Source organism: Pseudomonas sp. 24 E 13, assembly GCF_900004715.1.
GTDB lineage: Bacteria > Pseudomonadota > Gammaproteobacteria > Pseudomonadales > Pseudomonadaceae > Aquipseudomonas > Aquipseudomonas orientalis_A.
In genome coordinates this window covers 12166-33197 of record NZ_CVTO01000160.1, presented here as the reverse complement: position 1 = coordinate 33197, position 21032 = coordinate 12166, and the positions used below count along the sequence as shown (strand labels likewise).

Genomic DNA, 21032 nt, shown 5'->3' with positions numbered 1-21032 from the left:
CTTGATCGATAACCCTGTGGGAGGGGCTTGCCCCCTCCCACATGATTTACCGCGCTTGGCTGGACTAAGCGTCTTTGTCGCGTTTGCGCACCAACTTCATCACCACCACAAAAAACACCGGCACAAACACCACCGCCAGTGTCGCCGTGATCATCCCGCCAATCACCCCCGTACCAATGGCCTGCTGGCTCGCCGAGCTGGCCCCGGTGGCAATCGCCAGCGGCGCCACGCCGAGGATGAACGCCAGCGAGGTCATGATGATCGGGCGCAGGCGCAGGCGCGCGGCTTTCAAGGTGGCGTCGACCAAGTCCTCGCCCTGTTCATACAGGTCCTTGGCGAACTCGATGATCAAAATCGCGTTCTTCGCCGACAGCCCGATGATGGTGATCAGGCCGACCTTGAAGAACACATCGTTGGGCATGCCGCGCAAGCTCACCGCCAGCACCGCCCCAAGCACACCCAGCGGCACCACCAGCAAGACCGAGGTCGGGATCGACCAGCTTTCGTACAAGGCCGCCAGACACAGGAACACGATCAGCAGCGACAGGCCCAACAGTATTGGCGCCTGGGAACCGGACAGGCGTTCCTGCAAGGACAACCCGGTCCATTCCTGGCCCAAACCTGCGGGCAACTGGCTGACCAGACGCTGGATTTCGTCCATTGCCTCGCCGGTGCTGTGCCCTGGCGCCGCTTCGCCGCTGATGGCGATGGCGGGGTAGCCGTTGTAGCGCGTCAGCTGCGTCGGGCCCTGGGTCCACTTGGCTGCGACAAACGCCGACAGCGGCACCATTTTCCCGGCGTTGTTGCGCACGTTGATCTTCATCAAGTCCGCCACCTGGCTGCGCTGGTCGCCTTCGGCCTGCACCACCACGCGCTGCATGCGCCCCTGGTTGGGGAAGTCGTTGATATAGGCCGAACCGATGGCCGACGACAATATATTGCCGACATCGGCAAACGCCACGCCCAGCGCATTGGCCTGCTTGCGGTCCACTTCCAGCTGTATCTGCGGCGCTTCGGCCAGGGCGCTTTCGCGCACGTTGGCCAGGATCGGGCTTTTCGCGGCCGCTTCCAGCAACTCGGTACGCGCAGCCATCAACCCCGCGTGGCCGACGCCGCCACGGTCCTGCAGGCGGAACTCGAAGCCGCTGGAGGTGCCGAGGCCGTCCACCGGGGGTGGCAGGACCGCGAAGGCAATCGCATCCTTGAGCTCGCTGAAGGCCATGTTGGCGCGGTCGGCAATCGACGACGCCGAATCATCGCTGCTGCGCAGCGACCAGTCCTTGAGCGTGGTAAACGCCAGCGCCGCGTTCTGCCCGGAGCCGGAGAAACTGAAGCCCATGATCATGGTGGTATCGCCCACCCCCGGTTCTGTGGCGTTGTGCGCCTCGATCTGCTCAGCCACCTGCACCGTGCGGTTCTTGCTCGCGCCCGGCGGCAACTGGATATCGGTGATGGTGTAGCCCTGGTCTTCCACCGGCAGGAACGAGGAGGGCAGGCGACTGAACAGCAGTCCCAGGCCCACCAGCAGCACCAGGTAGATCAGCAGGTAGCGGCCGCTGCGCTTGAGGGCGTAGGCCACCCAGCCTTCGTAGCGATCGGTGAGCTGTTCGAAGCGTTTATTGAACCAGCCGAAGAGGCCGCCCTTGGCATGGTGCTCGCCCTGGGCAATCGGCTTGAGCAAGGTGGCGCACAGCGCCGGCGTCAAGGTCAGGGCCAGGAAGGCCGAAAACAGGATCGAGGTGGCCATCGACAGCGAAAACTGCTGGTAGATCACCCCCACGGAGCCTGGCATGAACGCCATCGGCAGGAATACCGCCACCAGCACCAGGGTGATACCGATGATGGCGCTGGTGATCTGGCCCATGGCCTTTTTCGTCGCCTCCTTGGGCGACAGGCCCTCAGTCGCCATGATCCGCTCGACGTTCTCCACCACCACAATCGCATCGTCCACCAGGATGCCGATCGCCAGCACCATGCCGAACATGGTCAGTACGTTGATCGAAAAGCCCAGCAACAGCATGGTAGCGAAGGTGCCCATCAGTGCAATCGGCACCACCAGCGTGGGGATCAGGGTGTAGCGCACGTTCTGCAGGAACAGGAACATCACCGCGAACACCAGCGCCATCGCCTCGAGCAAGGTGTAGACCACCTTGGTAATCGAGACCTTCACGAACGGCGAGGTGTCGTACGGAATCTTGTATTGCACATTGGCCGGGAAAAAGCGCGACAGCTCGTCCATCTTCGCCCGCACCAGGTTCGCGGTGTTCAGCGCGTTGGCGCCGGGCGACAGCTGCACACTGACGGCGGTGGACGGCTTGCCGTTCAGGCGGGTGGAGAACTGGTATTCCTGGCTGCCGACTTCCACCCGCGCCACGTCGCCGATGCGCACGGTAGAGCCGTCAGGGTTGGCCTTGAGGACGATGTCGGCGAACTCCGCCGGCGTCGACAATTGGCCCTTGACCAGAATGGCGGCGGTGATTTCCTGGGTGTTTGTCGCTGGCAGATCACCGATGCTGCCGGCGGAGACTTGAGCGTTCTGCGCGCTGATCGCGGCATTCACATCGGCCGGGGTGAGGTTGAAGCCGATCAGCTTCTGCGGGTCGATCCAGATGCGCATGGCGCGCTCGGCGCCATACAGCTGGGCCTTGCCCACCCCGTTCAGGCGCTTGAGTTCGTTCATCACGTTGCGCGCCAGGTAATCGCTGAGCGCCACGTCGTCGAGCTTGCCGTCCTCGGATGTCAGCGTTACCAGCAGCAGGAAGCCGGCCGAGACTTTTTCCACCTTCAAGCCTTGTTGCGTCACGGCTTGCGGCAAGCGCGACTCCACCGCCTTGAGACGGTTTTGCACATCCACCTGGGCCATTTCCGGGTTGGTGCCCGGTTGGAACGTGGCGGTAATGGTCGCCGAACCCAGGCTGCTCTGGGACTCGAAATACAACAGGTGATCGGCGCCGTTAAGCTCCTGCTCGATCAGGCTGACCACGCTTTGATCCAGGGTCTGGGCCGAAGCGCCAGGGTACACCGCGTAGATTTCCACCTTGGGCGGCGCGACGTTGGGGTATTGGGCCACCGGCAATTGCGGGATCGCGAGGACGCCGGCCAGCAAAATGAACAAGGCCACCACCCAGGCGAAGATCGGGCGGTCGATAAAGAACTGCGGCATGGCGGGTTATTCCTTCACGAGCGGGCTGTCGTCCACTTCAACTTTTTCACCGGGGCGTGCATGTTGCAGGCCCTCGACGACAATGCGGTCACCGGGCTTGAGGCCGCTGCTGACGATCCAGCGATCCTCGATCACCGCGCCCAACTCCACCGGCTGCTGGCGCACGGTTTGCTCGCCGTCCAGCAACAGCACCATGGGGATGCCGGCGCTGTCGCGGGTGATGGCGCGTTGCGGCACGCTCAGGCCTTGTTTGTCGACCGCCTGTTCCAGGCGCACCCGCACAAAGCTGCCGGGCAGCAGGTCGAGGTCCGGGTTGGGGAACTCGCTGCGCAGGATGATCTGCCCGGTGCCCGGGTCGACGCTGATTTCGGCGAACAGCAGCTTGCCCGGCAACGGGTACAGGCTGCCGTCGTCCTGGATCAGGGTGGCCTTGGCCTGGTCCTGGCCGACCTGCTTCAAGCTGCCGGCACGAAAGGCACGGCGCAGGTCATTGAGCTCGCGGGTGGACTGGGTCAGGTCGGCGTGGATCGGGTCCAACTGCTGGATGACCGCCAGCGGCGTGGCTTCGTTCTGGCCGACCAGCGCGCCTTCGGTCACCAGGGCACGGCCGATGCGCCCGGAAATCGGCGCGGTCACGGTGGCGTAACCCAGGTTCAGCCTGGCGCGCTCGACGGCAGCCTTTTGCGCGGCAACCTCAGCGTTGGTCTGGCGCAGGGCGGCGCGGGCGTTGTCGTAGTCCTGGCCGCTGATGGCGTTGCCTTCCACCAACTGGCTGTAGCGCTGCTCCTGCAGGCGTGCCTGGAATGCATTGGCCTCGGCCTTGCTCAGGTTGGCCTGGGCGCTGTCGAGGTCGGCCTTGAAGGGCGCCGGATCGATGCGGAACAGCACGTCGCCCTGTTTCACGTCATGGCCTTCATTGAATACGCGCTGCATCACCACCCCGGCAACCCGGGCGCGCACTTGCGCCATGCGCGGCGCGGCGATGCGCCCGCTCAATTCGCTGGTGATGGACAGGGGCTTGGCTTGCAGCGTCTCGACACGCACTTTGGCCAGCGGCATTTGTGGCGCTTCGTCTGCTGACTGACCACACGCGCTCAGCGCCAGTGTGAGGGCCAGCAGGCAAAACGGCGCAAATAGATTCTTTGACATGCTCTTATCCCAATATTGACTGGCGCATCCTAAAGTCACCTGCGCCGTGGTGCTGTGAAGCTGTGTAGGTCGTGTGTGAAGAAATGTAAGGGGCGGCGCGCGGGGCGCTGAGGGCGTATATCCTTGCACAACCTTGCTTGCAATGAAGATCAAATGTGGGAGGGGGCTTGCCACCTGCCACATGGATTTGTGTACGACACCTCACTGTATTTTCTGGAAACACCTTCATGCCCAACATCCTCCTGGTGGAAGACGACGCCGCACTCTCCGAGTTGATTGCCAGCTACCTGGAGCGCAATGGCTACCATGTCAGCGTGCTCAGCCGTGGCGACCAGGTCCGTGAGCGGGCGCGGCTGAACCCGCCGGACCTGGTGATCCTCGACCTGATGCTGCCCGGCCTCGACGGCCTGCAGGTCTGCCGTCTGCTGCGCGCGGACTCGGCGGGCCTGCCTATCCTGATGCTCACGGCCCGTGACGACAGCCACGATCAGGTCCTGGGCCTGGAAATGGGCGCCGACGATTATGTGACCAAACCCTGTGAGCCTCGCGTGCTGCTCGCCCGTGTGCGCACCCTGCTGCGCCGCAGCAGCCTGTCGGAACCCCAGGTGGCCAGCGACCGCATCATCATGGGCAACCTGTGCATCGACCTGTCCGAGCGCAGCGTCACCTGGCGCGAGCAGGCGGTGGAGTTGTCCAGCGGCGAGTACAACCTGCTGGTGGTATTGGCGCGGCATGCCGGGGAAGTGCTCAGCCGCGACCAGATCCTGCAGCGCCTGCGCGGTATTGAGTTCAATGGCACCGACCGCTCGGTGGACGTGGCCATCTCCAAGCTGCGCCGCAAGTTCGACGACCACGCCGGTGAAGCGCGCAAGATCAAGACCGTGTGGGGCAAGGGCTACCTGTTCAGCCGTTCCGAGTGGGAATGCTGAGCCATGTTTCGTGTCCTGCTGCGCCTCTACCTGATCACTATCGTCACCTACAGCGCGGCGATTTTCCTGATCCCCAAGCTGGTGATCCAGCTGTTTGAACACCGCTACCTGAACTACAACGTCGAACAGTCCCGTGGCCAGCAAACGCTTATCGTCAAGCAATACCTGCGCGCGCCGGTGGAACGCTGGTCGCAGGTCACCGAGCAGCTGAGCCGCGACTTCGCGCCCTTGAAGGTGCAATTGCTGCTGCGCCAGGACGCGCGCTACACGCCCGCCGAGGAGCGGTTACTGGAGCAGGGCAAACCGGTGGTCCGCCTGGGTGAGTGGGGCTGGATGGAGGAAGTCAGCTCGCCGATCAACGAGCAGTTCGCGGTCAAACTGATCATCCCGCCGGACCCGTTGGACATGAACCTGCTGTACTGGTCGATGAACGTGCTGGTCGGCGCCGCGCTGCTGGCCTGCCTGCTGGTGTGGTTGCGGCCCCATTGGCGCGACCTGGAGCGTCTCAAAAGCACCGCCGCGCAGTTGGGCAAGGGCAACCTGGCCGAACGCACGCAGATCCCGCCGAGTTCCAGCATCGGCAGCCTGGCGGCAGTGTTCGACGCCATGGCCAATGACATCGAGCATCTGTTGAACCAGCAGCGCGACCTGCTTAACGCGGTGTCTCACGAGCTGCGCACACCGCTGACGCGCCTGGATTTCGGCCTGGCCCTGGCGCTGTCGGAAGATCTGCCGGCGGCCAGCCGGGAACGCTTGCAGGGCCTGGTGGCGCATATTCGGGAGCTGGATGAGCTGGTGCTGGAATTGCTGTCCTACAGCCGCCTGCAAAACCCGGCGCAGTTGCCGGAACGCGTGGAGGTGGTGCTGGATGAATTCATCGACAGTGTATTGGGCAGTGTCGACGATGAGCTGGAAAACCCCGAGATCGTCATCGAGGTCGCGCTCGACTGCGCCGTGGAGAGCTTCAGCCTCGATCCGCGTCTCACTGCCCGCGCGCTGCAGAACCTGTTGCGCAACGCCACGCGTTACTGCGACAAGCGCATCCAGGTCGGCGTCAAGGTCTGCCCCAAAGGCTGTGAAATTCGCGTGGATGATGACGGTATCGGCATTCCGCCGGATCAGCGCGAACGCATCTTCGAGCCGTTCTATCGCCTGGACCGCAGCCGCGACCGCGCCACCGGGGGCTTTGGCCTGGGCCTGGCCATCAGCCGACGGGCCCTGGAAGCCCAGGGCGGCACCTTGACCGCCGAGGCTTCACCGTTGGGCGGGGCGCGGTTTCGCGTGTGGTTGCCTACTGTCGATTGATCAAAGCACCTTGACCGCGCGGCCGATGGCCTGGATCGGCCCGGTCGGTTTACCGGTGGGAGAGCCGCTCGGGTCTTCCAGGGTCAGCTCGAACAATTGATTCGGCGCCAGCGGTGGCAGCTTGTCCAGTGGCACCGACAACGTCTGGCCCGGCTTGACCAACCCCAGGGACACCGGCCCCTGCCAGCCATCGGCCTTGGTCCAGAATTGCAGGGCCTTATCGGCCGGCACCTGCATCACGCCCAGTGGAATCAACTGGATCTGCCGGTTATCGCTGGCCTGGATCACCCAACCGGGTGCCTGGCTTTGCGGCGCCACCAGCACCACCAAAAAGCTGGGTTCGGCAATGGGCGGGCGTATCAGCAGCAGCGTGCCCAGTACCAAGGTTGCCATCAACCCCGCAGCGGCCAGACCACGCCAGAATGCCAGCAAGTTCCACCACGCCACGTGGTTGTGCGGGGCTGCGAGGTGGCGCTCGATGCGCCGCCACAATTGCGCGCTAGGGCGCACCGGTTGCGCCAGCGCCGTGAGGGGCAACAGGCGTTGCTCCCAGGCATCCACTGCCGCACGCAGTGCCGCATCGTGCTTGAGACGTTGCCGGACTTCGCTGCGCTGTTCGGTGGGCAGGGTGCCCAGCACGTATTCACTGGCCAGTTCATCAAGTGTGTCGTTCATGCCATGCACTCCCGCAAGGCGGCAAGGCTGCGTTTGATCCAGGCTTTGACGGTGCCCAACGGCGTACTCAGTTTCTGCGCGATTTCGTTGTGGGAGTAACCGTCCACGTAGGCATGCAGGATGCAACTGCGGCGGGCCGGGTCGAGGCGTTCCAGGCAGCTGTGGATTTGCCCGGAGCGCGCGGCGAATTCAAAGGTATCGGCAGGTTCGGCAAGTGGCTCGTCCTGATCATCCAGGGGCACCACGCGCCCGGTATTGCGCACACTGTCCAGGGCCAGGTGCCGAGTCACGCTGAACACCCAGCCGCGTGCAGAGCCTCGATCGGGATCGAAACTGCGCGCGCCGTGCCATATTTTGATGAAGGCGTCGTGCACGATGTCTTCAGCCTGAGCCTTGTTTCGGGTAATGCGCAGCGCCACGCCGAGCAAGCGGCTGCTGTCATGCTCGTAGAGCTGATGCAGGGCGCGTTGATCGCCACGGGCGCAGGCCAACAGGCACATTTCGTAATCAAAGATGATTTCAGCCAAGCCAACATTTCCTGCCACTGAGTGAACGACCGTCCTCTGCAGGCGCGAGCGTGCTCGCTCCTGCATGGCCAGCGTAGCCGAGTTTATTCAGTTGGCTGCCCAGAAAATGTAATCGGCCTGGTACTTGACCCGTTCCTGCTGGCCCTTGTTCGCGACCGTGCATGGCGTACCCGGTGCCACGCCGCCCTTGAGCGCAACCCGCTGCACATAGGTCACGCCGGTCATGGCGCCCTTGCCCTCGGCCGGATTGGCCTTGACCAACTGATAGGGCAGGTTGCCCGGACTCGACGGTGCCACGGCCAATTGAGTGCCGGTGATCGTTGAGCCGTCCTGGGCCTGCCAGGTGGCGGGCGGGCCGAAATAACTGCCCACTGCCTTGCCATTACGGTCGTTGAGCACCGCCTTGGGGCCGACGAAGGTCCATTCGGTCTGGCCCGGCGCGTTGGCCTTGTCGCGGCATTCGTAGGTGATCTCGCCGACACCGGTGGTTTCCATCGTCACCTTATGGCCATCCGGCACCTTGATGCCGTCGGGCACGCCGGTCTGCGCAAAGGCGGCAGGTGCGACGATGAGCAAGCTGGTCAAGCAAAGCAGTGCTTTAACGTGCATGGTGTTTCTCCATTGGGTAGGACAGCAGGGTTACATTGACTGCTACTCGGGAGGCATGCCGATTGGATGCAGCGGTGTGCAAAAAAAGTTGGGTTTTTAAAAAAAGCATAAAGTCAGATCATATTGATATAAGTGGTTATAAGAAAAATCGCTATCCTGCCGCCAGAAATTTATAAGGCCGCAGGTAGCTGTGATGGATGTGGGTAATGTGGGGTTCGTGGTTGCCGGCCTGATCGTAGGGTTTATCGTAGGCATGACTGGCGTCGGTGGGGGCTCGTTGATGACGCCGATCCTGTTGTGGTTCGGCATCAATCCGGCCACCGCCGTGGGCACTGACCTGTTGTATGCCGCCATCACCAAGTCCGGTGGGGTGCTGGTGCACAGCAAGAACAGGAACATCGACTGGACCATTACCGGCTGGCTCACCCTGGGCAGCGTGCCGGCAGTGTTGCTGACCCTGTGGTTCCTCGCCAGCCTGCACACCGACCCCAGTGCGATGAATGCGGTGATCAAGCAGGCGCTGGGTGTGGTGTTGTTGCTGACGGCCCTGGCGATTCTGTTCAAGCAACGCTTGCTGGCGTTCGCCCAGCGCCATGCCGGTGACGACTATTCGATGCGCCCGCGCAATCTGAATGCGCTGACGGTGGTGACGGGCGCAGTGCTCGGCACGATGGTGGCGCTGACATCCATCGGCGCCGGCGCGCTGGGGACCGTGGCGCTGTTTATTCTGTATCCGTTTCTCGCTACGCGCCGTCTGGTGGGCACCGAGATCGCCCATGCGGTGCCGCTGACTTTGGTGGCGGGGCTGGGCCATGCGAGCATGGGCAATATGGATTGGCATCTGTTGGGGTTTCTGCTGATGGGCTCGCTGCCGGGGATTTATCTGGGCAGTCATATGACGGGCAGGATTCCGGATGGTGTGCTGCGTCCTTGTCTGGCGGTGATGTTGATGGCGGTGGGTTACAAACTGGCGTTCTAGGGTAAGCGGCGGTTCCAATGTGGGGCTTTGTCGGCCTCAAATGTGGGAGGGGGCTTGCTCCCGATGGCGGCCTCTGGGCCGACCAGGATGTTGGATCGGACCGAGTACATATCCGTTGCTGCGGTCACGGCTGCTTAGGGTTCCGCCCTTACGGCGGCTCACTTTTGAAAAGCGCAAAAGTAAGCAAAACGCTCTTGCCCCACCACTCGGCACCTCGCCTGGGCTCGGTGTGCCCGAACGCAGGCTTGAATCCGTGGGCCGCCGCAATGGGCCATCCCTGGCCCAGTGCGGCTAACCCGGCGTCCTGCCGGGTTACCCACGGATTCAAGCCTGCGTTCGGCCAGCGTGGTTTAACGGGGCGCCTGAGATCAAAAGCAGATCAAGATCAAGGGCGGCTCGCTGCGCATCGTGGTTAGCGTTGTGTCGATACCCATGGCTGCGCATCGCCCTCTGTAGGAGCGAGCTTGCTCGCGAAAAACGTCAACGATAACGCGGGCTTCCTGAATAAACGCGGTGCCTGTGAGTTTTTCGCGAGCAAGCTCGCTCCTACGGGCATTAGGCTTTTGCCGGGCCGTTGCCGATCTGCCAGACGAACGGTGGCTCGGTGCCATTGATCACCCAGTCGCCGACAATCCGTGCCTTGTAGATCAGCGGGTTGTGCGATGACACGGTTCGCGCATTGCGCCAGTGCCGGTCCAGGGCTTTGCCCTGGCGCACATCGGAGGCTCCCAGGGCGTTGAACAGTTGGCTGGTGGCTCGCTGGATCAATTCCGACACCACCACCTGGGCTGTCGCGGATTCGATTTCGGCGGCGACGTTGGCTTCGCGCTCTGCTGCGTTATCGCCACCGAAGCGGGCCAGGTAGGCCCGTTGCGCCGGCAGTGCGGCGTGCAATGCGCTGGCGCGGGCTGCGTAGACGAGCGCGGCGACTTCGCCTACCACTTGTTGTACCTGCGCGTCCTGGCTGACATGCGGGGCGTTGCCGTGGCTGTAGATGCGTTTGCGCGTGCGTACCTGATGGGCCACGTCGTTGAGCGCCGCGTGGCCGATGCCGGCCAGGGTGGCGAGCAGTACCAGTTGATAGAACGCGGTCTGGTATTTGAAGCGGGTGGAAAAGTCGATCACGTTTTGCCCTTCGACCACGGCATCGGTAAAGCGCGTGGTGCCGCTGCCGGTGGTGCGTTGGCCGAAGCCGTCCCAGTCATCGCTTTGCACCACCCCGGGCTGGCGCGTGCGGGTGGCGGCGATGACGTCGGCGCCGGTGTCGCTGCGCTGGGCGTATACATCGATCCAGTCGGAAAACAGGCTGCCGGTGCTGTAGAACTTTTCACCGTTGAGTGTCCAGTCGTCGCCGTTGGGGCTGACCTGGGTGACCACGTCGCCGATAGCGACATTGCCGATTTCGGTCCAGGCGCAGCCGACGATGTCGCCGTCGACAAAGCGCTTGAACCATACCTCGCGCGCCGCGCCCGGCGGCGCATTCAGGCGGTCTTCGGCGAACGCAAAATGCCCGCGCAGGGCCTGGGGCACATTGGAGTCGGCGGCGGCGAGTTCGATCAACAGTTCGAACAGCTGCGGCAGCGACGCGCCGCCGCCGCCATATTCCACCGGCACGCGTACCGCGCCAAAACCGGCTTCCTTCAACCAGCGGATCGGCTCATGGGGCAGGGTGCGGCTGTGTTCGCGTTCCACCGCGCCGTCGGCGATGCGCTGGAAGATGGGACGGAAACGTTCGGCCAGGGCGGGGTAGTCGACGCCGATGGACAGCGGGTTGATGACGTGTTGCTCGGTCATGGGTGCGGCTCCTGGGCTGTGATCAAGTCCCTGGGTGTTTGCACAGTCCGTGCCGGGCGCGGCGGCCCGTGTTTACGGCGCGAGGAGGCCAGCCGCTGTTGCTCCAGCAACAGCGTTTGCACAAAATGCAGTGTTGCATGACAGTCGCGGCGCCTTGCGTAACCCCGAGGTTTCGCGCCACAACCCGCAAGGGCAGGGCATGTACCCATAGCTGGCACGCTTGCTGCTCAAGTCCTCCTACATTCCTTTGTGCGAGGTACCTCCAATGAGTCAACACGCCGTGAAATTTGCCTATTGGGTGCCCAACGTCAGCGGTGGGCTGGTGGTCAGCAAGATCGAGCAGCGCACCCACTGGGGCATCGACTACAACCGTAAACTGGCGCAACTGGCCGAAGCCGCCGGCTTTGAATATGGCCTGACCCAGATTCGTTTCACCGCCGGCTACGGCGCGGAGAACCAGCACGAGTCGGTGGCGTTCAGCCACGCGTTGCTCGCGGCGACCACCACCCTCAAGGTGATTGCGGCGATCCTGCCGGGTCCCTGGCAACCGGCGCTGGCGGCCAAGCAGTTGGCGACCATCGACCAGCTCACCAACGGCCGCATCGCGGTGAATATCGTCAGTGGCTGGTTCAAGGGCGAGTTCCAGGCCATCGGCGAACCGTGGCTGGAGCACGATGAGCGCTATCGTCGCTCCGAAGAATTCATTCGCGCCTTGAAAGGTGTGTGGACCCAGGACGATTTCACCTTCAAGGGTGACTTTTACCGTTTCAACAATTACACCCTCAGGCCCAAGCCACTGGGCCAGCCCGAAGTGTTCCAGGGCGGCAGTTCAAGGGCCGCGCGCGACATGGCGGCGCGGGTGTCGGACTGGTACTTCACCAACGGCAACACCCCCGAAGGCATCAAGGCCCAGGTCGACGATATCCGTGCCAAGGCCGCCGCCAACAATCATTCGGTAAAGATCGGCGTCAACGCCTTTGTGATCGCTCGCGACACTGAAGAAGAAGCGCGGGCCGTGCTGGCGGACATCATCGACAAGGCCGACCCGGAAGCGGTCAATGCCTTTGGCGATGCCGCCAGGCAGGCCGGCAAGGCGTCACCGGAAGGCGAGGGCAACTGGGCCAAGTCCAGTTTTGAAGACCTGGTGCAGTACAACGACGGCTTCAAGACCAACCTGATCGGCACCCCGCAGCAGATTGCCGAGCGCATCGTCGCGCTCAAGGCGGTAGGCGTGGACCTGGTGCTGGCCGGCTTCCTGCACTTCCAGGAAGAAGTGGAATATTTCGGCAAACGCGTGTTGCCGCTGGTGCGTGAGCTGGAAGCCGAGGCCTCCGTCAAGCAGGTGGCCTGACCCGGTTGATCGTTCCCACGCTCTGCGTGGGAATGCATCCTGTGACGCTCTGCGTCACGACTTCAAGAGCGTCCAGGGCGGCATTCCCACGCGGAGCGTGGGAACGATCGGGTCAGGCGGTCGGTTGCAGGGTCAACACCTCAAACCCATCCGCCGTCACCGCGACGGTATGTTCCCATTGCGCCGACAGGCTGTTGTCTTTGGTCACCACCGTCCAGCCATCTTTGAGGCTGCGCACTTTGGCGCTGCCCTGGTTGAGCATCGGCTCGATGGTGAACACCATGCCTTCGCGCAGTTCCAGCCCGGTGCCGGGACGGCCGAAGTGCAGGATCTGCGGCTCTTCGTGCATTTCCCGGCCAATGCCGTGGCCGCAGTATTCACGCACCACGCTGTAGCCGTTGGCCTGCGCATGGCATTGGATCGCATGGCCGATGTCACCCAGGCGCGCGCCGGGCTTGACCTGGCGGATGCCGGCCCACATCGCTTCGAAGGTCATTTCTACCAGGCGTCGCGCCTTGGGCGTCACCGTGCCGATCATGTACATCTTGCTGGAGTCGGCGATAAAGCCGCCTTTTTCCAGGGTGATGTCGATGTTGATGATGTCGCCATGCTTAAGGATTTGCTTCGCGCTGGGCATGCCGTGACACACCACTTCATTGATCGATGTATTGATGCTGAAGGGGTAGTCATATTGCCCGAGGCTGGCCGGGCGGGCCTGCAACGTCTGGCGGATGAAGGTTTCGACAGCGCTGTCCAGCTCCAGGGTGGAGCGACCGGCGACGACAAAACTGTCGAGCATGCTGAACACCTGGGCCAGCAGGCGCCCGGACTCGCGCATCAGCGCAAGCTGTTGCGGCGTCTTGATCATTGGCTGCGCCCCCTGATCAGGTCAGGTTTGTCCAGCAACAGTTTGTTGATCAGGTCGTTGTAGGGCAACTGAGGATTGAGCTCGGCAAGCAGGCCGATCTTGATCCAGAACTCGGCCTGAGCGTTGATGGAGCGGTCCATCGCGGCGCTGGCCAGGCGCAGTTGTTCGTGCAGTTGGTCGGTGATCTTGACGATGCCCATAAGCTTCACTGTGGAGGATTTGTATACGAAGCGTATATGTTTCGTATGCTTTTCGAAAGCTCCGCTCGAAGGCTGGTTGAGTGGCTGATTGTTTGCCACATGTTGCTGAAAAATCGACCACGCCTGTTGCGTCCGATCCGAGACTGACGGTTAAACGTTTAATCGGCGCGGTTCGACGATGATGTGAACTGTCGGATGTACGGCGTATAAGCAAGCGCTGAGCTTATGAAGAAAGGTTACAACCGCAATGGATTTTGCCGAGTAGGCTCATCAGTTGAAGGCGTCTTCCAAGGCCGGCAGACGTGGCGGGCAAGTGCCTGCCGGACCCTATAAAAACTGTTGGCAGTCTCAAACAAGGAGAGGTTGGCCATGCTTTCTGAACTCGAGCTTCGCAGCATTATTGAAGGAAGTTTCCTGCCCAAGCGGTGTGAGTGCACCAAAGCCGAAGATGCGTCGCTGACGATCAAGGTGTACGACGACCGCGACCGTGATCGCGTGGAGTTGGAGGTCAAAGGCATCAGCGCGGACAAACTCGACAGCAGTCGCGCCATTTGCAACCTCATCGCGGGGCTGCGTGAAGACCTCAAGCAGGCGCACACGCCGGTCCTGCAGCGAGCAGGAGGGCGTGGTTTTTAAGCGTGCGCCCGGCCCTGCGTTGACGTGGAGGCCGGTATTGACCAGGCCTCCTGCCGTTCACCAGCTCAGGCGCACCCCGGCGTTGCCGCCCACACCCCTCTGGGCATTACCGTCCATATCAGTGGTGTAGTCCGCCGCCAGGTAAACACTCACCGCCGGCGACAAGTGGGCGACGACCCCTACGCCGACATCGGCGGTGGACGACTTGTGATCGCTCTTGATGCGGTCCACATCATCGTAAGTCACCGTGTTGCTGCCGCCGAACGTGCGCCAGGCGTTGACGCGCACATAAGGTTCGACGGGCATATTGCCCACCCGATAGCGACCCTTGACGCGGGCACCCAGACGTCCGGTCCAGTACGCCTGGGAGTCGAACGACACCTTGGAAATACCGTCATGCTGGCTGTCCAGGTCGATGGTCTGGCGGATCATCTGGAGCTGGGGCTCCATCACCCAATGTTCGGAAACGCTGATGGGATAACCCGCTTCAGCGGAGAGTGCCAGGGCATCGCCCTTGGTGTTCACCTTTACGCCGCGGTCGGACGTGTTGTCGCCGTCGAGGCGTGTGCCCATGGCCACCAGGTCGATGTACCAACCCTTGGGGTCGGTCAGCGTCCAGTAGGCGCCAAAGTTATCACCGTCGAGTTTGATCCGCCCGGAGCGCCGGTCCTGAAAGCCTTCGGCGAACCCTTTCACGTCGCCGCGCAAGCGACTCTGCCCGATGAACAGGCCGACACGTTGCAATTGCCCGCCGCCGGTTTGCCCAGCGTAGAGGTCATGCCCCACCTGATAGCCCTTGACGCTGCCGTCGAAGCTTGGCGACACGGTGCCCGACCAGCTCTTGTTCAAATCACCGCCATAGGCACGCGCCCAGCCGGCCGCAACCGCCCCCGTTTCAGTGAGCAGGCTTTGCTCGCCCTGGCGCTCATGAAAGGTGCCCAGGGCCATCCGGGTCATGACTTGCGCGGCCGGGACCACCACCGAGTACACCGGCACCTCCAGGCGATACAGCGGGATGGGCTCTGCACCGACCACGGCCGTCGGTAGCGCCGGGCTGCCTGCGGCAGGTTGCGGTGAAGTGGCTGCCGCGACCTGGCTCGGCGGTGCCACCGCAGGCTCGATCGGCGCGACCGGTTGCGCGGTCGGCGGCTCCACCGCTGGTTCATCGGGGTCGACGACGGGAGGCGTCGGTGTAATCGGTGCAACAGGCACCACCACCGGCGGGGTGGGCGGTACCGGCGGCACGACGTGTGGCTGCACGGCCACCACCGACGAGCGCAGGTACCAGTTGTTTTCCGTGCCGGCGGTCACGCCGCCTTTGAACAGCCGATATTCATAGGCGCCGGCAGACACCGAGCCCTTTAACGCAAAGGCATCTGCGCTGCTGGTCGTGCCGTTGAGGGCCTGGACCACCTCGATGCCACTGTTCTGAGTCAGCCCGCCTGCACCGCCCAGATTGGTGACGCCCAGTCGCGTGTGACCGCCGATAATTCCATCGGACACCACCAGCTTGTCGGTCGCGGAGTTGTCATCACCGAGGGCGCTTTGCAGCCACAGCTGGCCGTTATTGCCCACATAGTTGCCATGCACCGTCAATGAACTGTTCGCGCTGTTGTCGGTGGTCATGTCAATCGTGCCGGCATTGTTCAGCGTCGCCAGCTGGCCCGCCGTGTAGGGGCGGATTGCGCCCTGGCTCACCGCCAGGGTACTGCTGCCATCGATGTTGAACGTACCGGTGTTGCTTGCACTGTCACCGAGGAAAAAGTCCCCGGCCAGCGCAAAGCGCGAGGCGTTGTTGAGGTTGACCGTCTCCCAGCCGACATAGCGGGTGGGCGTACTGGACGTGCTGTTATCGAACGTCAATTGATCATTGCCCAGGCCGCCGTCAATCGACGGCGTGGCGGCCAACCGGCTTTCATCAAGAGCGCTGAGCAAGGCGGTGTCGTCACCATCGCCCATCAAGACTGAAGACTGGATTGCGCCGCCCTTGCGCCAGGTGAACGTGTCGTTGCCGAAACTGGCGCGGATTTCACCTTTGATCACGCCGCCGCTCACCGTAATGATGTCGTCGCCGCCGCTGGTGCTGATATTGCCGCCGACGCTGCCTGTTCCCGAGATGTCGACCCTGTCCTTGCCGAACCCGGTGACCAGGTTGCCGAGGATCTCGCCGCCGGTCATCTCGTAGACGTTATCGTCCAGTTTCATGTCGACCCGGCCAATCGTGCCGCCGGTTTGCCGCGCCACGTCACCGTCGACGAATTCCCGTTCGATGACGCCGCCGGTCATCAAGAAGGTATCGAGGCCATCGCCCTGGGCCAGCGAAACGATCCGCCCGCCGTTCATGACGAAGTCATCGATGCTGGCGCCTTGTTGCACGGCACCCAGGATACTGCCGGCATCGATCAGGATGCGATCGGCGCCCGCGCCGAACGTGACAGGGCCGTTGATGGTTCCCGTACCACCGGCGGGCAGCGTCAGGCGGTTGTTGCCCTGAAGATCGGTGAGCCCGGCGGTGCTGGTGCCGCTGTCGCAGACGAACGTATCGTCACCGGGACCGGGGCTGAAAGCGCACGCGGCATGCGCGGGATGGGGCGTGAAGTACTGCAGTGAAAGGATGCCGACAGCAATAACGGCTCGGGTTGGGAAACCAGATGCCTTGGTCATGACGCGTCCTACGTATTGTTTTTAGTTACTGCTGTTCTTCGGTGTAGCACAGCTTCGCTGCATGGCAAGCTTTTTGGATAAAAGGTAAAGGCCGCGCAGGGCACGGCCGGTGGGGCTATCAGCCTAATTGGCGACGGTAGGGCAAGTCCGGCCCGGTGCGGGTGCAGGTCAGCGCCGCCGCGCGGATGGCAAAGCCGAGCATGGCGTCGATCTGTTCGCGGCTGAGCTGGTGCAGCCCTTCAACCGAGTCCAATTGCTGCTCGGTCAACCAGGCGATCAACGCCGCCTGGAAGGTATCGCCGGCGCCCACCGTGTCGGCCATCACGATGTCGATAGCCGGTTGTGACCAGGTGCCGTGCCGGCGGCTGAACACACTGGCGCCGTCGCCGCCACGGGTGAGAAATATCAGCTGGCAGCGGTGTTGCAGCCAGCCTTGCAGCACGCTTTCGGGCGATTGCTCGGGGTAGAGCAGGTGCAGGTCCTCATCGCTGACCTTGATCAGGTCCGCATGCTTGACCAGCTCGGCGATACGGTCGCGCCACAGCTGGATGTCCGGTTGCGGGTTAAGGCGCACATTGGGGTCGAGGCTGATCAGGCGCTTGCCGCTTTCGCGCTGGACCAGGGCCAGCAGCGTGTCGCCGATGGGTTGCACCACCAACGAGAACGAGCCGATATGCAACCCGCGAATCTCATCGCCCAGCACCGGCAGATGCGCGACCTGCAGTTGCCGGTCGGCGCAACCTTCGCCGCGAAAGCTGTATTGCGGCGAGCCATTGGCACCCACGGCAACCATCGCCAGCGTGGTCGGTGCGGCGAACTCGACGAGAAATTGCCGGCTCACGCCTTCATCCTCGAGCACCTGCACCAGGCGCCGGCCGAGGAAGTCGGTGGACACTCCGCCGAACAGTCCGGCCTCGATGCCCAGGCGGCGCAAGCCCACGGCCACGTTGAACGGCGACCCGCCGGCAATCGACTTGTAGTTGACCTTGGACGCAAGCCCGCTGGCATCCTCCTCGCTGAAAAAATCAAACAGCGCTTCACCGCACACCAGATACATAGTCGTTCGCTCTTAAAGGGTTGCCACAAGCTGTTGATAGCGCTCGTAGGCCTGTTGATAGGCCCTGACATTGGCCGGCACCGGCAGGGTGCGGCTGGCCGGGTCAAGGCTCACGCATTTGTCGCAAAGGCTGGCCAGGGATTCGCCGGACTGGCACCACGCCGCCTGGATCGCCGCGCCCAGGGCTGCGGCCTCGCTTTGTTCGGTACACACCACTTCGGTATTCATGATATCGGCAACCATCTGCCGCCACAGCGGGCTTTTCGACCCGCCGCCGATCAAGCGGATGCCCAGGCTCTGCAGGCCGGTCTGGCGCAGCAGGTCGAGGCCGTAACGCAAGCCGAAGGTGGTGCCTTCGACCACCGCACGGCACAGGTTGGCGCGGGTCAGGTTGGTCATGGTCAGGCCGTGCAGGCTGCCGGTGGCCTGGGGCAGGGCGGGCACCCGTTCGCCGTTGAGGAACGGCAGCATGCTCACCCCGTCCGCGCCGATGGGGGCCTGTTCGACCAGGGCGTTGAAGGTGTTCAAGTCCAGCTCGAACAGCTCGCGCACCACGCCGGTGGCGTTGGTCAGGTTCATGGTGCAGATCAACGGCAACCAGCCGCCGCTGGAGGAGCAGAAGGTGGCGACCGACGCCTGGGGACTGACGTTGGGCTGGTCGGCAAACGCGTAGACGGTGCCCGATGAGCCCAGGCTCATGGTGATCACGCCCGGTGCGATATTGCCGGTGCCGATGGCGCCCATCATGTTGTCACCGCCGCCGCTGGCGACAATCGCCTGGGGGTTGATGCCCAGGCGCTCGGCGATGCCCGGCAGGATCGTGCCCACCGCCTGGTCGGCGGCGATCAGCTCGGGCAGCGCCGCTTGCAGGCGCCCGCTGGGGTCGATGTGCTGCAGCAGCGCCACGTCCCATTCACGGCGGCGCACGTCGAAATAGCCGGTGCCTGAAGCATCGCCGTATTCGGCGACGGCGCGGCCGGTGAGCCAGTAGTTGAGGTAGTCATGGGGCAACAGGATATGGGCGATGCGCGCAAACAGGTCCGGATGCCGTTCGCGGGTCCACAGCAGTTTGGACACGGTGTAGCCCGGCGCAATGACCACGCCCAGGCGCTCCAGCGAGCCGCTTTCGCCGCCCAGGTGCTGCAACAGGCGCTCGTTTTCGGCGGCGGTCTCGGTGTCGCACCACAGCTTGGCCGGGCGCAGCACCCGGCCCTGGGCGTCGAGCAGAACCAGGCCATGTTGCTGGCCGGACACGCCGATGCCGAGGATGTCCTGGCCGTCCACCCCGGCCTGTTGCAAGGCGCGGTGAGTGGCTTCGGTGAAGGCGTCCAGCCATTCCTGGGTGTGTTGCTCACGCCGGCCGTTGGCGCCGCTGAGCAGGGTGTGCGCGGCGGCGCCCAGGCCCAGTACCTTGCCGCTGGATGCATCGAGGACGATGGCCTTGGTGCCCTGGGTGCCGCAGTCGATGCCGAGGAACAGGTTTTGCTGGGTCATGATGGAGTGCTCAGCAGTTTTATTGTTGAGTTGTCAATGCGGTCAATGTGGGAGGGGGCTTGCCCCCGATAGCAGTGGGTCAGTGAAAGATTTATTAACTGACACACCCTCATCGGGGGCAAGCCCCCTCCCACAGTTTTAAGCCGGTTTCTTCAGTAACCGCTTCAGGGTTTCAGTGACGCCGTGATCGCGCAAACTTGCATAACACCGCTCGAACGCTGCCACAAACGCGGGCGAGTTGGGAATAGCCTTGCCGAAAATCTCTTCAACCCCCAGCAAGCGCTTGCTGATCAAGCTGTCATCGCTGACCAGTTGCTGGCAGAACTGCGCGCGCGGGTCAGGGATGGTGTAGCTCACGCCATTCTCATCGACACCCTTGAGATACAACGCCCACGCAGCGACCACCAGCGCAGCCCGTTCTGTCTCACGGTCGCCCGCAATCAGGCGATTGATCGTTGGCACCGTGAACTTTGGAAACTTCGAGGAGCCATCCGAACACACGCGCTCCAACTGGTCGGCAATCGCCTGGTTGGAAAACCGCTCGACCAGGGTCTGTTTGTACTCGGTCAGGTTGATGCCCGGCACCGGCGCCAGGTTCGGCGTGACGTCCAGGTCCATGTAGGCGCGCATGTAGGCGACAAACAGCGGGTCGTTCATGGTTTCGTGAACGAACCGGTAGCCCTTGAGAAACCCCAGGTACGTCAGGGCCAGGTGGCTGCCGTTGAGCAGGCCGATCTTCATTTCCTCGTAAGGCGTTACGTCATCGGTGAACTGCACGCCGACCTTTTCCCAGGCCGGGCGCCCGTTGACGAATTTATCTTCCAGCACCCATTGCACAAAGGGTTCGCACACCACCGGCCACGCATCGTCAACGCCGTGCTCATCATGCAATTGCAGGCGGTGGGCGGTGCTGGTCATCGGCGTGATGCGGTCGACCATGGCATTCGGGAAGCTCACATTGGCCTGGATCCAGTCATGCAGCTCGGCATTGTGCAGCGCGGCGAACGCCAGCAGCGCCTTGCGCGTCACAGCGCCGTTGTGCGGCAGGTTATCGCAGGACATCACCGTGAACGCCGGAGTGCCGGCGGCGCGGCGCCGGGTCAGGGCGGCGCAGAGAAAACCGAACACGGTCTTCGGTGCGTTCGGGTGCGCCAGGTCATGCTGGATCTGCGGCAGGTGGGCCATGAACTCGCCGTTGCTGTCGTCGATGCAGTAGCCGCCTTCGGTGATGGTCAGCGACACGATACGGATGGCCGGCTCGGCCAGTTTATCGATCAGCGCCTGGGCGCCGTCTTCGGCCAGCAGCATGTCGCTGATCGCGCCGATCACGCGCACTTCGGTGTCGTCGGTGTCGCCCAGTTCATACAGGGTGAACAGATAATCCTGGCCGGCGAGGTCGTCGCGGGCCTTGCGGTCTTCGGCCCGCAGGCCCACGCCGCAGATGCTCCAGTCCAGGCCTTCACCGGTGTTCATCAGAGCATCGGTGTAAAACGCCTGGTGCGCCCGATGGAAACCGCCGACGCCGATATGCGCGATGCCTTGCAATGTGCTGGCGATGGCATAGGTGGGCCGTTGTACTTCGGGTGCCAACTGGGTGAGGGTGTGTTTGTTCAGCTTCATGGCGTAATACTC

Annotated in this window: 17 protein-coding genes; 5 read left to right on the top strand and 12 right to left on the bottom strand. The window is 63.0% G+C overall.

The window, feature by feature from the left end; translation table 11 throughout:
- Positions 1-64 precede the first annotated feature (64 nt).
- Together BFP90_RS26230 and BFP90_RS26225 are read right to left on the bottom strand one after the other, a co-directional pair.
- A complete protein-coding gene (locus tag BFP90_RS26230) occupies positions 65-3163 on the bottom strand; it encodes an efflux RND transporter permease subunit (RefSeq protein ID WP_065898376.1) in 3099 nt (1032 codons plus the stop codon).
- Positions 3164-3169: 6 nt separating this feature from the next.
- A complete protein-coding gene (locus tag BFP90_RS26225; protein WP_065898374.1) occupies positions 3170-4312 on the bottom strand; it encodes an efflux RND transporter periplasmic adaptor subunit in 1143 nt (380 codons plus the stop codon).
- A gap of 227 nt (positions 4313-4539) precedes the next feature.
- Between BFP90_RS26225 and BFP90_RS26220 the strand changes: the two genes are divergently transcribed.
- On the top strand, positions 4540-5241 hold the full coding sequence (locus BFP90_RS26220; protein WP_065898372.1) for a response regulator transcription factor: 702 nt from the start codon (positions 4540-4542) through the stop codon (positions 5239-5241).
- Positions 5242-5244: 3 nt separating this feature from the next.
- Entirely contained in the window at positions 5245-6546 is a 1302-nt protein-coding gene (locus tag BFP90_RS26215) for an ATP-binding protein (protein WP_065898369.1), read from the top strand.
- Here the strand turns inward: BFP90_RS26215 and BFP90_RS26210 are convergent, their stop codons facing one another.
- From BFP90_RS26210 to BFP90_RS26200, 3 genes are all read right to left on the bottom strand, one after another.
- Positions 6547-7221 (bottom strand): anti-sigma factor, encoded by a 675-nt coding sequence (locus BFP90_RS26210; protein WP_065898367.1) that lies wholly within the window; start codon positions 7219-7221, stop codon positions 6547-6549.
- Entirely contained in the window at positions 7218-7748 is a 531-nt protein-coding gene (locus BFP90_RS26205; protein WP_065893167.1) for a sigma-70 family RNA polymerase sigma factor, read from the bottom strand. The genes BFP90_RS26210 and BFP90_RS26205 overlap by 4 nt, the downstream gene beginning before the upstream one ends.
- A gap of 87 nt (positions 7749-7835) precedes the next feature.
- Entirely contained in the window at positions 7836-8357 is a 522-nt protein-coding gene (locus BFP90_RS26200) for a DUF3455 domain-containing protein (RefSeq protein ID WP_065898366.1), read from the bottom strand.
- A gap of 193 nt (positions 8358-8550) precedes the next feature.
- Here BFP90_RS26200 and BFP90_RS26195 point away from each other — a divergent pair, with 193 nt between their 5' ends.
- On the top strand, positions 8551-9336 hold the full coding sequence (locus BFP90_RS26195; RefSeq protein ID WP_065898364.1) for a sulfite exporter TauE/SafE family protein: 786 nt from the start codon (positions 8551-8553) through the stop codon (positions 9334-9336).
- 555 nt (positions 9337-9891) lie between these two features.
- Here BFP90_RS26195 and BFP90_RS26190 read toward each other — a convergent pair.
- Positions 9892-11130, bottom strand: coding sequence for an acyl-CoA dehydrogenase family protein (locus tag BFP90_RS26190; RefSeq protein ID WP_065898362.1), 1239 nt, complete (start codon positions 11128-11130; stop codon positions 9892-9894).
- 265 nt (positions 11131-11395) lie between these two features.
- On the opposite strand from BFP90_RS26190, the gene sfnG reads away from it, so the two are divergent.
- A complete protein-coding gene (gene sfnG, locus BFP90_RS26185; RefSeq protein WP_065893171.1) occupies positions 11396-12481 on the top strand; it encodes a dimethylsulfone monooxygenase SfnG in 1086 nt (361 codons plus the stop codon).
- Positions 12482-12593: 112 nt separating this feature from the next.
- Here sfnG and map read toward each other — a convergent pair whose 3' ends face one another.
- Positions 12594-13349 (bottom strand): type I methionyl aminopeptidase, encoded by a 756-nt coding sequence (map, locus tag BFP90_RS26180; protein WP_065898361.1) that lies wholly within the window; start codon positions 13347-13349, stop codon positions 12594-12596.
- Positions 13346-13549: a ParD-like family protein gene (locus BFP90_RS26175; protein ID WP_065887356.1), complete on the bottom strand. Its 204-nt coding sequence runs from the start codon at positions 13547-13549 to the stop codon at positions 13346-13348. Before BFP90_RS26175 ends, map begins: the two co-directional genes overlap by 4 nt.
- Before the next feature lie 369 nt (positions 13550-13918).
- Between BFP90_RS26175 and BFP90_RS26170 the strand changes: the two genes are divergently transcribed.
- Positions 13919-14185 carry a DUF1652 domain-containing protein gene (locus BFP90_RS26170; RefSeq protein ID WP_065887355.1) on the top strand — a complete coding sequence of 89 codons (267 nt, stop codon included), beginning with the start codon at positions 13919-13921 and terminating at the stop codon, positions 14183-14185.
- Positions 14186-14242: 57 nt separating this feature from the next.
- On the opposite strand, the gene BFP90_RS26165 is transcribed toward BFP90_RS26170, so the two are convergent.
- The 4 genes from BFP90_RS26165 to BFP90_RS26150 all read right to left on the bottom strand — a co-directional run bounded on the left by BFP90_RS26165 (position 14243) and on the right by BFP90_RS26150 (position 21020).
- The gene (locus BFP90_RS26165; RefSeq protein ID WP_065898359.1) at positions 14243-16849 is read right to left on the bottom strand and encodes an autotransporter family protein; all 2607 of its coding nucleotides are present in this window, start codon (positions 16847-16849) and stop codon (positions 14243-14245) included.
- Positions 16850-16967: 118 nt separating this feature from the next.
- Positions 16968-17906 carry a carbohydrate kinase family protein gene (locus tag BFP90_RS26160; protein WP_065898357.1) on the bottom strand — a complete coding sequence of 313 codons (939 nt, stop codon included), beginning with the start codon at positions 17904-17906 and terminating at the stop codon, positions 16968-16970.
- Positions 17907-17918: 12 nt separating this feature from the next.
- Positions 17919-19400, bottom strand: coding sequence for a xylulokinase (gene xylB / locus BFP90_RS26155; RefSeq protein ID WP_065898355.1), 1482 nt, complete (start codon positions 19398-19400; stop codon positions 17919-17921).
- Between the two features lie 138 nt (positions 19401-19538).
- On the bottom strand, positions 19539-21020 hold the full coding sequence (locus BFP90_RS26150; RefSeq protein ID WP_065898354.1) for a mannitol dehydrogenase family protein: 1482 nt from the start codon (positions 21018-21020) through the stop codon (positions 19539-19541).
- Between the last annotated feature and the right edge of the window lie 12 nt (positions 21021-21032).

Coding starts and splice junctions, on each gene's coding strand:
- BFP90_RS26230 (WP_065898376.1), bottom strand. CDS start 3,163: ATGCCGCAGTTCTTTATCGACCGCCCGATCTTCGCCTGGGTGGTGGCC.
- BFP90_RS26225 (WP_065898374.1), bottom strand. CDS start 4,312: ATGTCAAAGAATCTATTTGCGCCGTTTTGCCTGCTGGCCCTCACACTG.
- BFP90_RS26220 (WP_065898372.1), top strand. CDS start 4,540: ATGCCCAACATCCTCCTGGTGGAAGACGACGCCGCACTCTCCGAGTTG.
- BFP90_RS26215 (WP_065898369.1), top strand. CDS start 5,245: ATGTTTCGTGTCCTGCTGCGCCTCTACCTGATCACTATCGTCACCTAC.
- BFP90_RS26210 (WP_065898367.1), bottom strand. CDS start 7,221: ATGAACGACACACTTGATGAACTGGCCAGTGAATACGTGCTGGGCACC.
- BFP90_RS26200 (WP_065898366.1), bottom strand. CDS start 8,357: ATGCACGTTAAAGCACTGCTTTGCTTGACCAGCTTGCTCATCGTCGCA.
- BFP90_RS26195 (WP_065898364.1), top strand. CDS start 8,551: ATGGATGTGGGTAATGTGGGGTTCGTGGTTGCCGGCCTGATCGTAGGG.
- BFP90_RS26190 (WP_065898362.1), bottom strand. CDS start 11,130: ATGACCGAGCAACACGTCATCAACCCGCTGTCCATCGGCGTCGACTAC.
- sfnG (WP_065893171.1), top strand. CDS start 11,396: ATGAGTCAACACGCCGTGAAATTTGCCTATTGGGTGCCCAACGTCAGC.
- map (WP_065898361.1), bottom strand. CDS start 13,349: ATGATCAAGACGCCGCAACAGCTTGCGCTGATGCGCGAGTCCGGGCGC.
- BFP90_RS26175 (WP_065887356.1), bottom strand. CDS start 13,549: ATGGGCATCGTCAAGATCACCGACCAACTGCACGAACAACTGCGCCTG.
- BFP90_RS26170 (WP_065887355.1), top strand. CDS start 13,919: ATGCTTTCTGAACTCGAGCTTCGCAGCATTATTGAAGGAAGTTTCCTG.
- BFP90_RS26165 (WP_065898359.1), bottom strand. CDS start 16,849: ATGACCAAGGCATCTGGTTTCCCAACCCGAGCCGTTATTGCTGTCGGC.
- BFP90_RS26160 (WP_065898357.1), bottom strand. CDS start 17,906: ATGTATCTGGTGTGCGGTGAAGCGCTGTTTGATTTTTTCAGCGAGGAG.
- xylB (WP_065898355.1), bottom strand. CDS start 19,400: ATGACCCAGCAAAACCTGTTCCTCGGCATCGACTGCGGCACCCAGGGC.
- BFP90_RS26150 (WP_065898354.1), bottom strand. CDS start 21,020: ATGAAGCTGAACAAACACACCCTCACCCAGTTGGCACCCGAAGTACAA.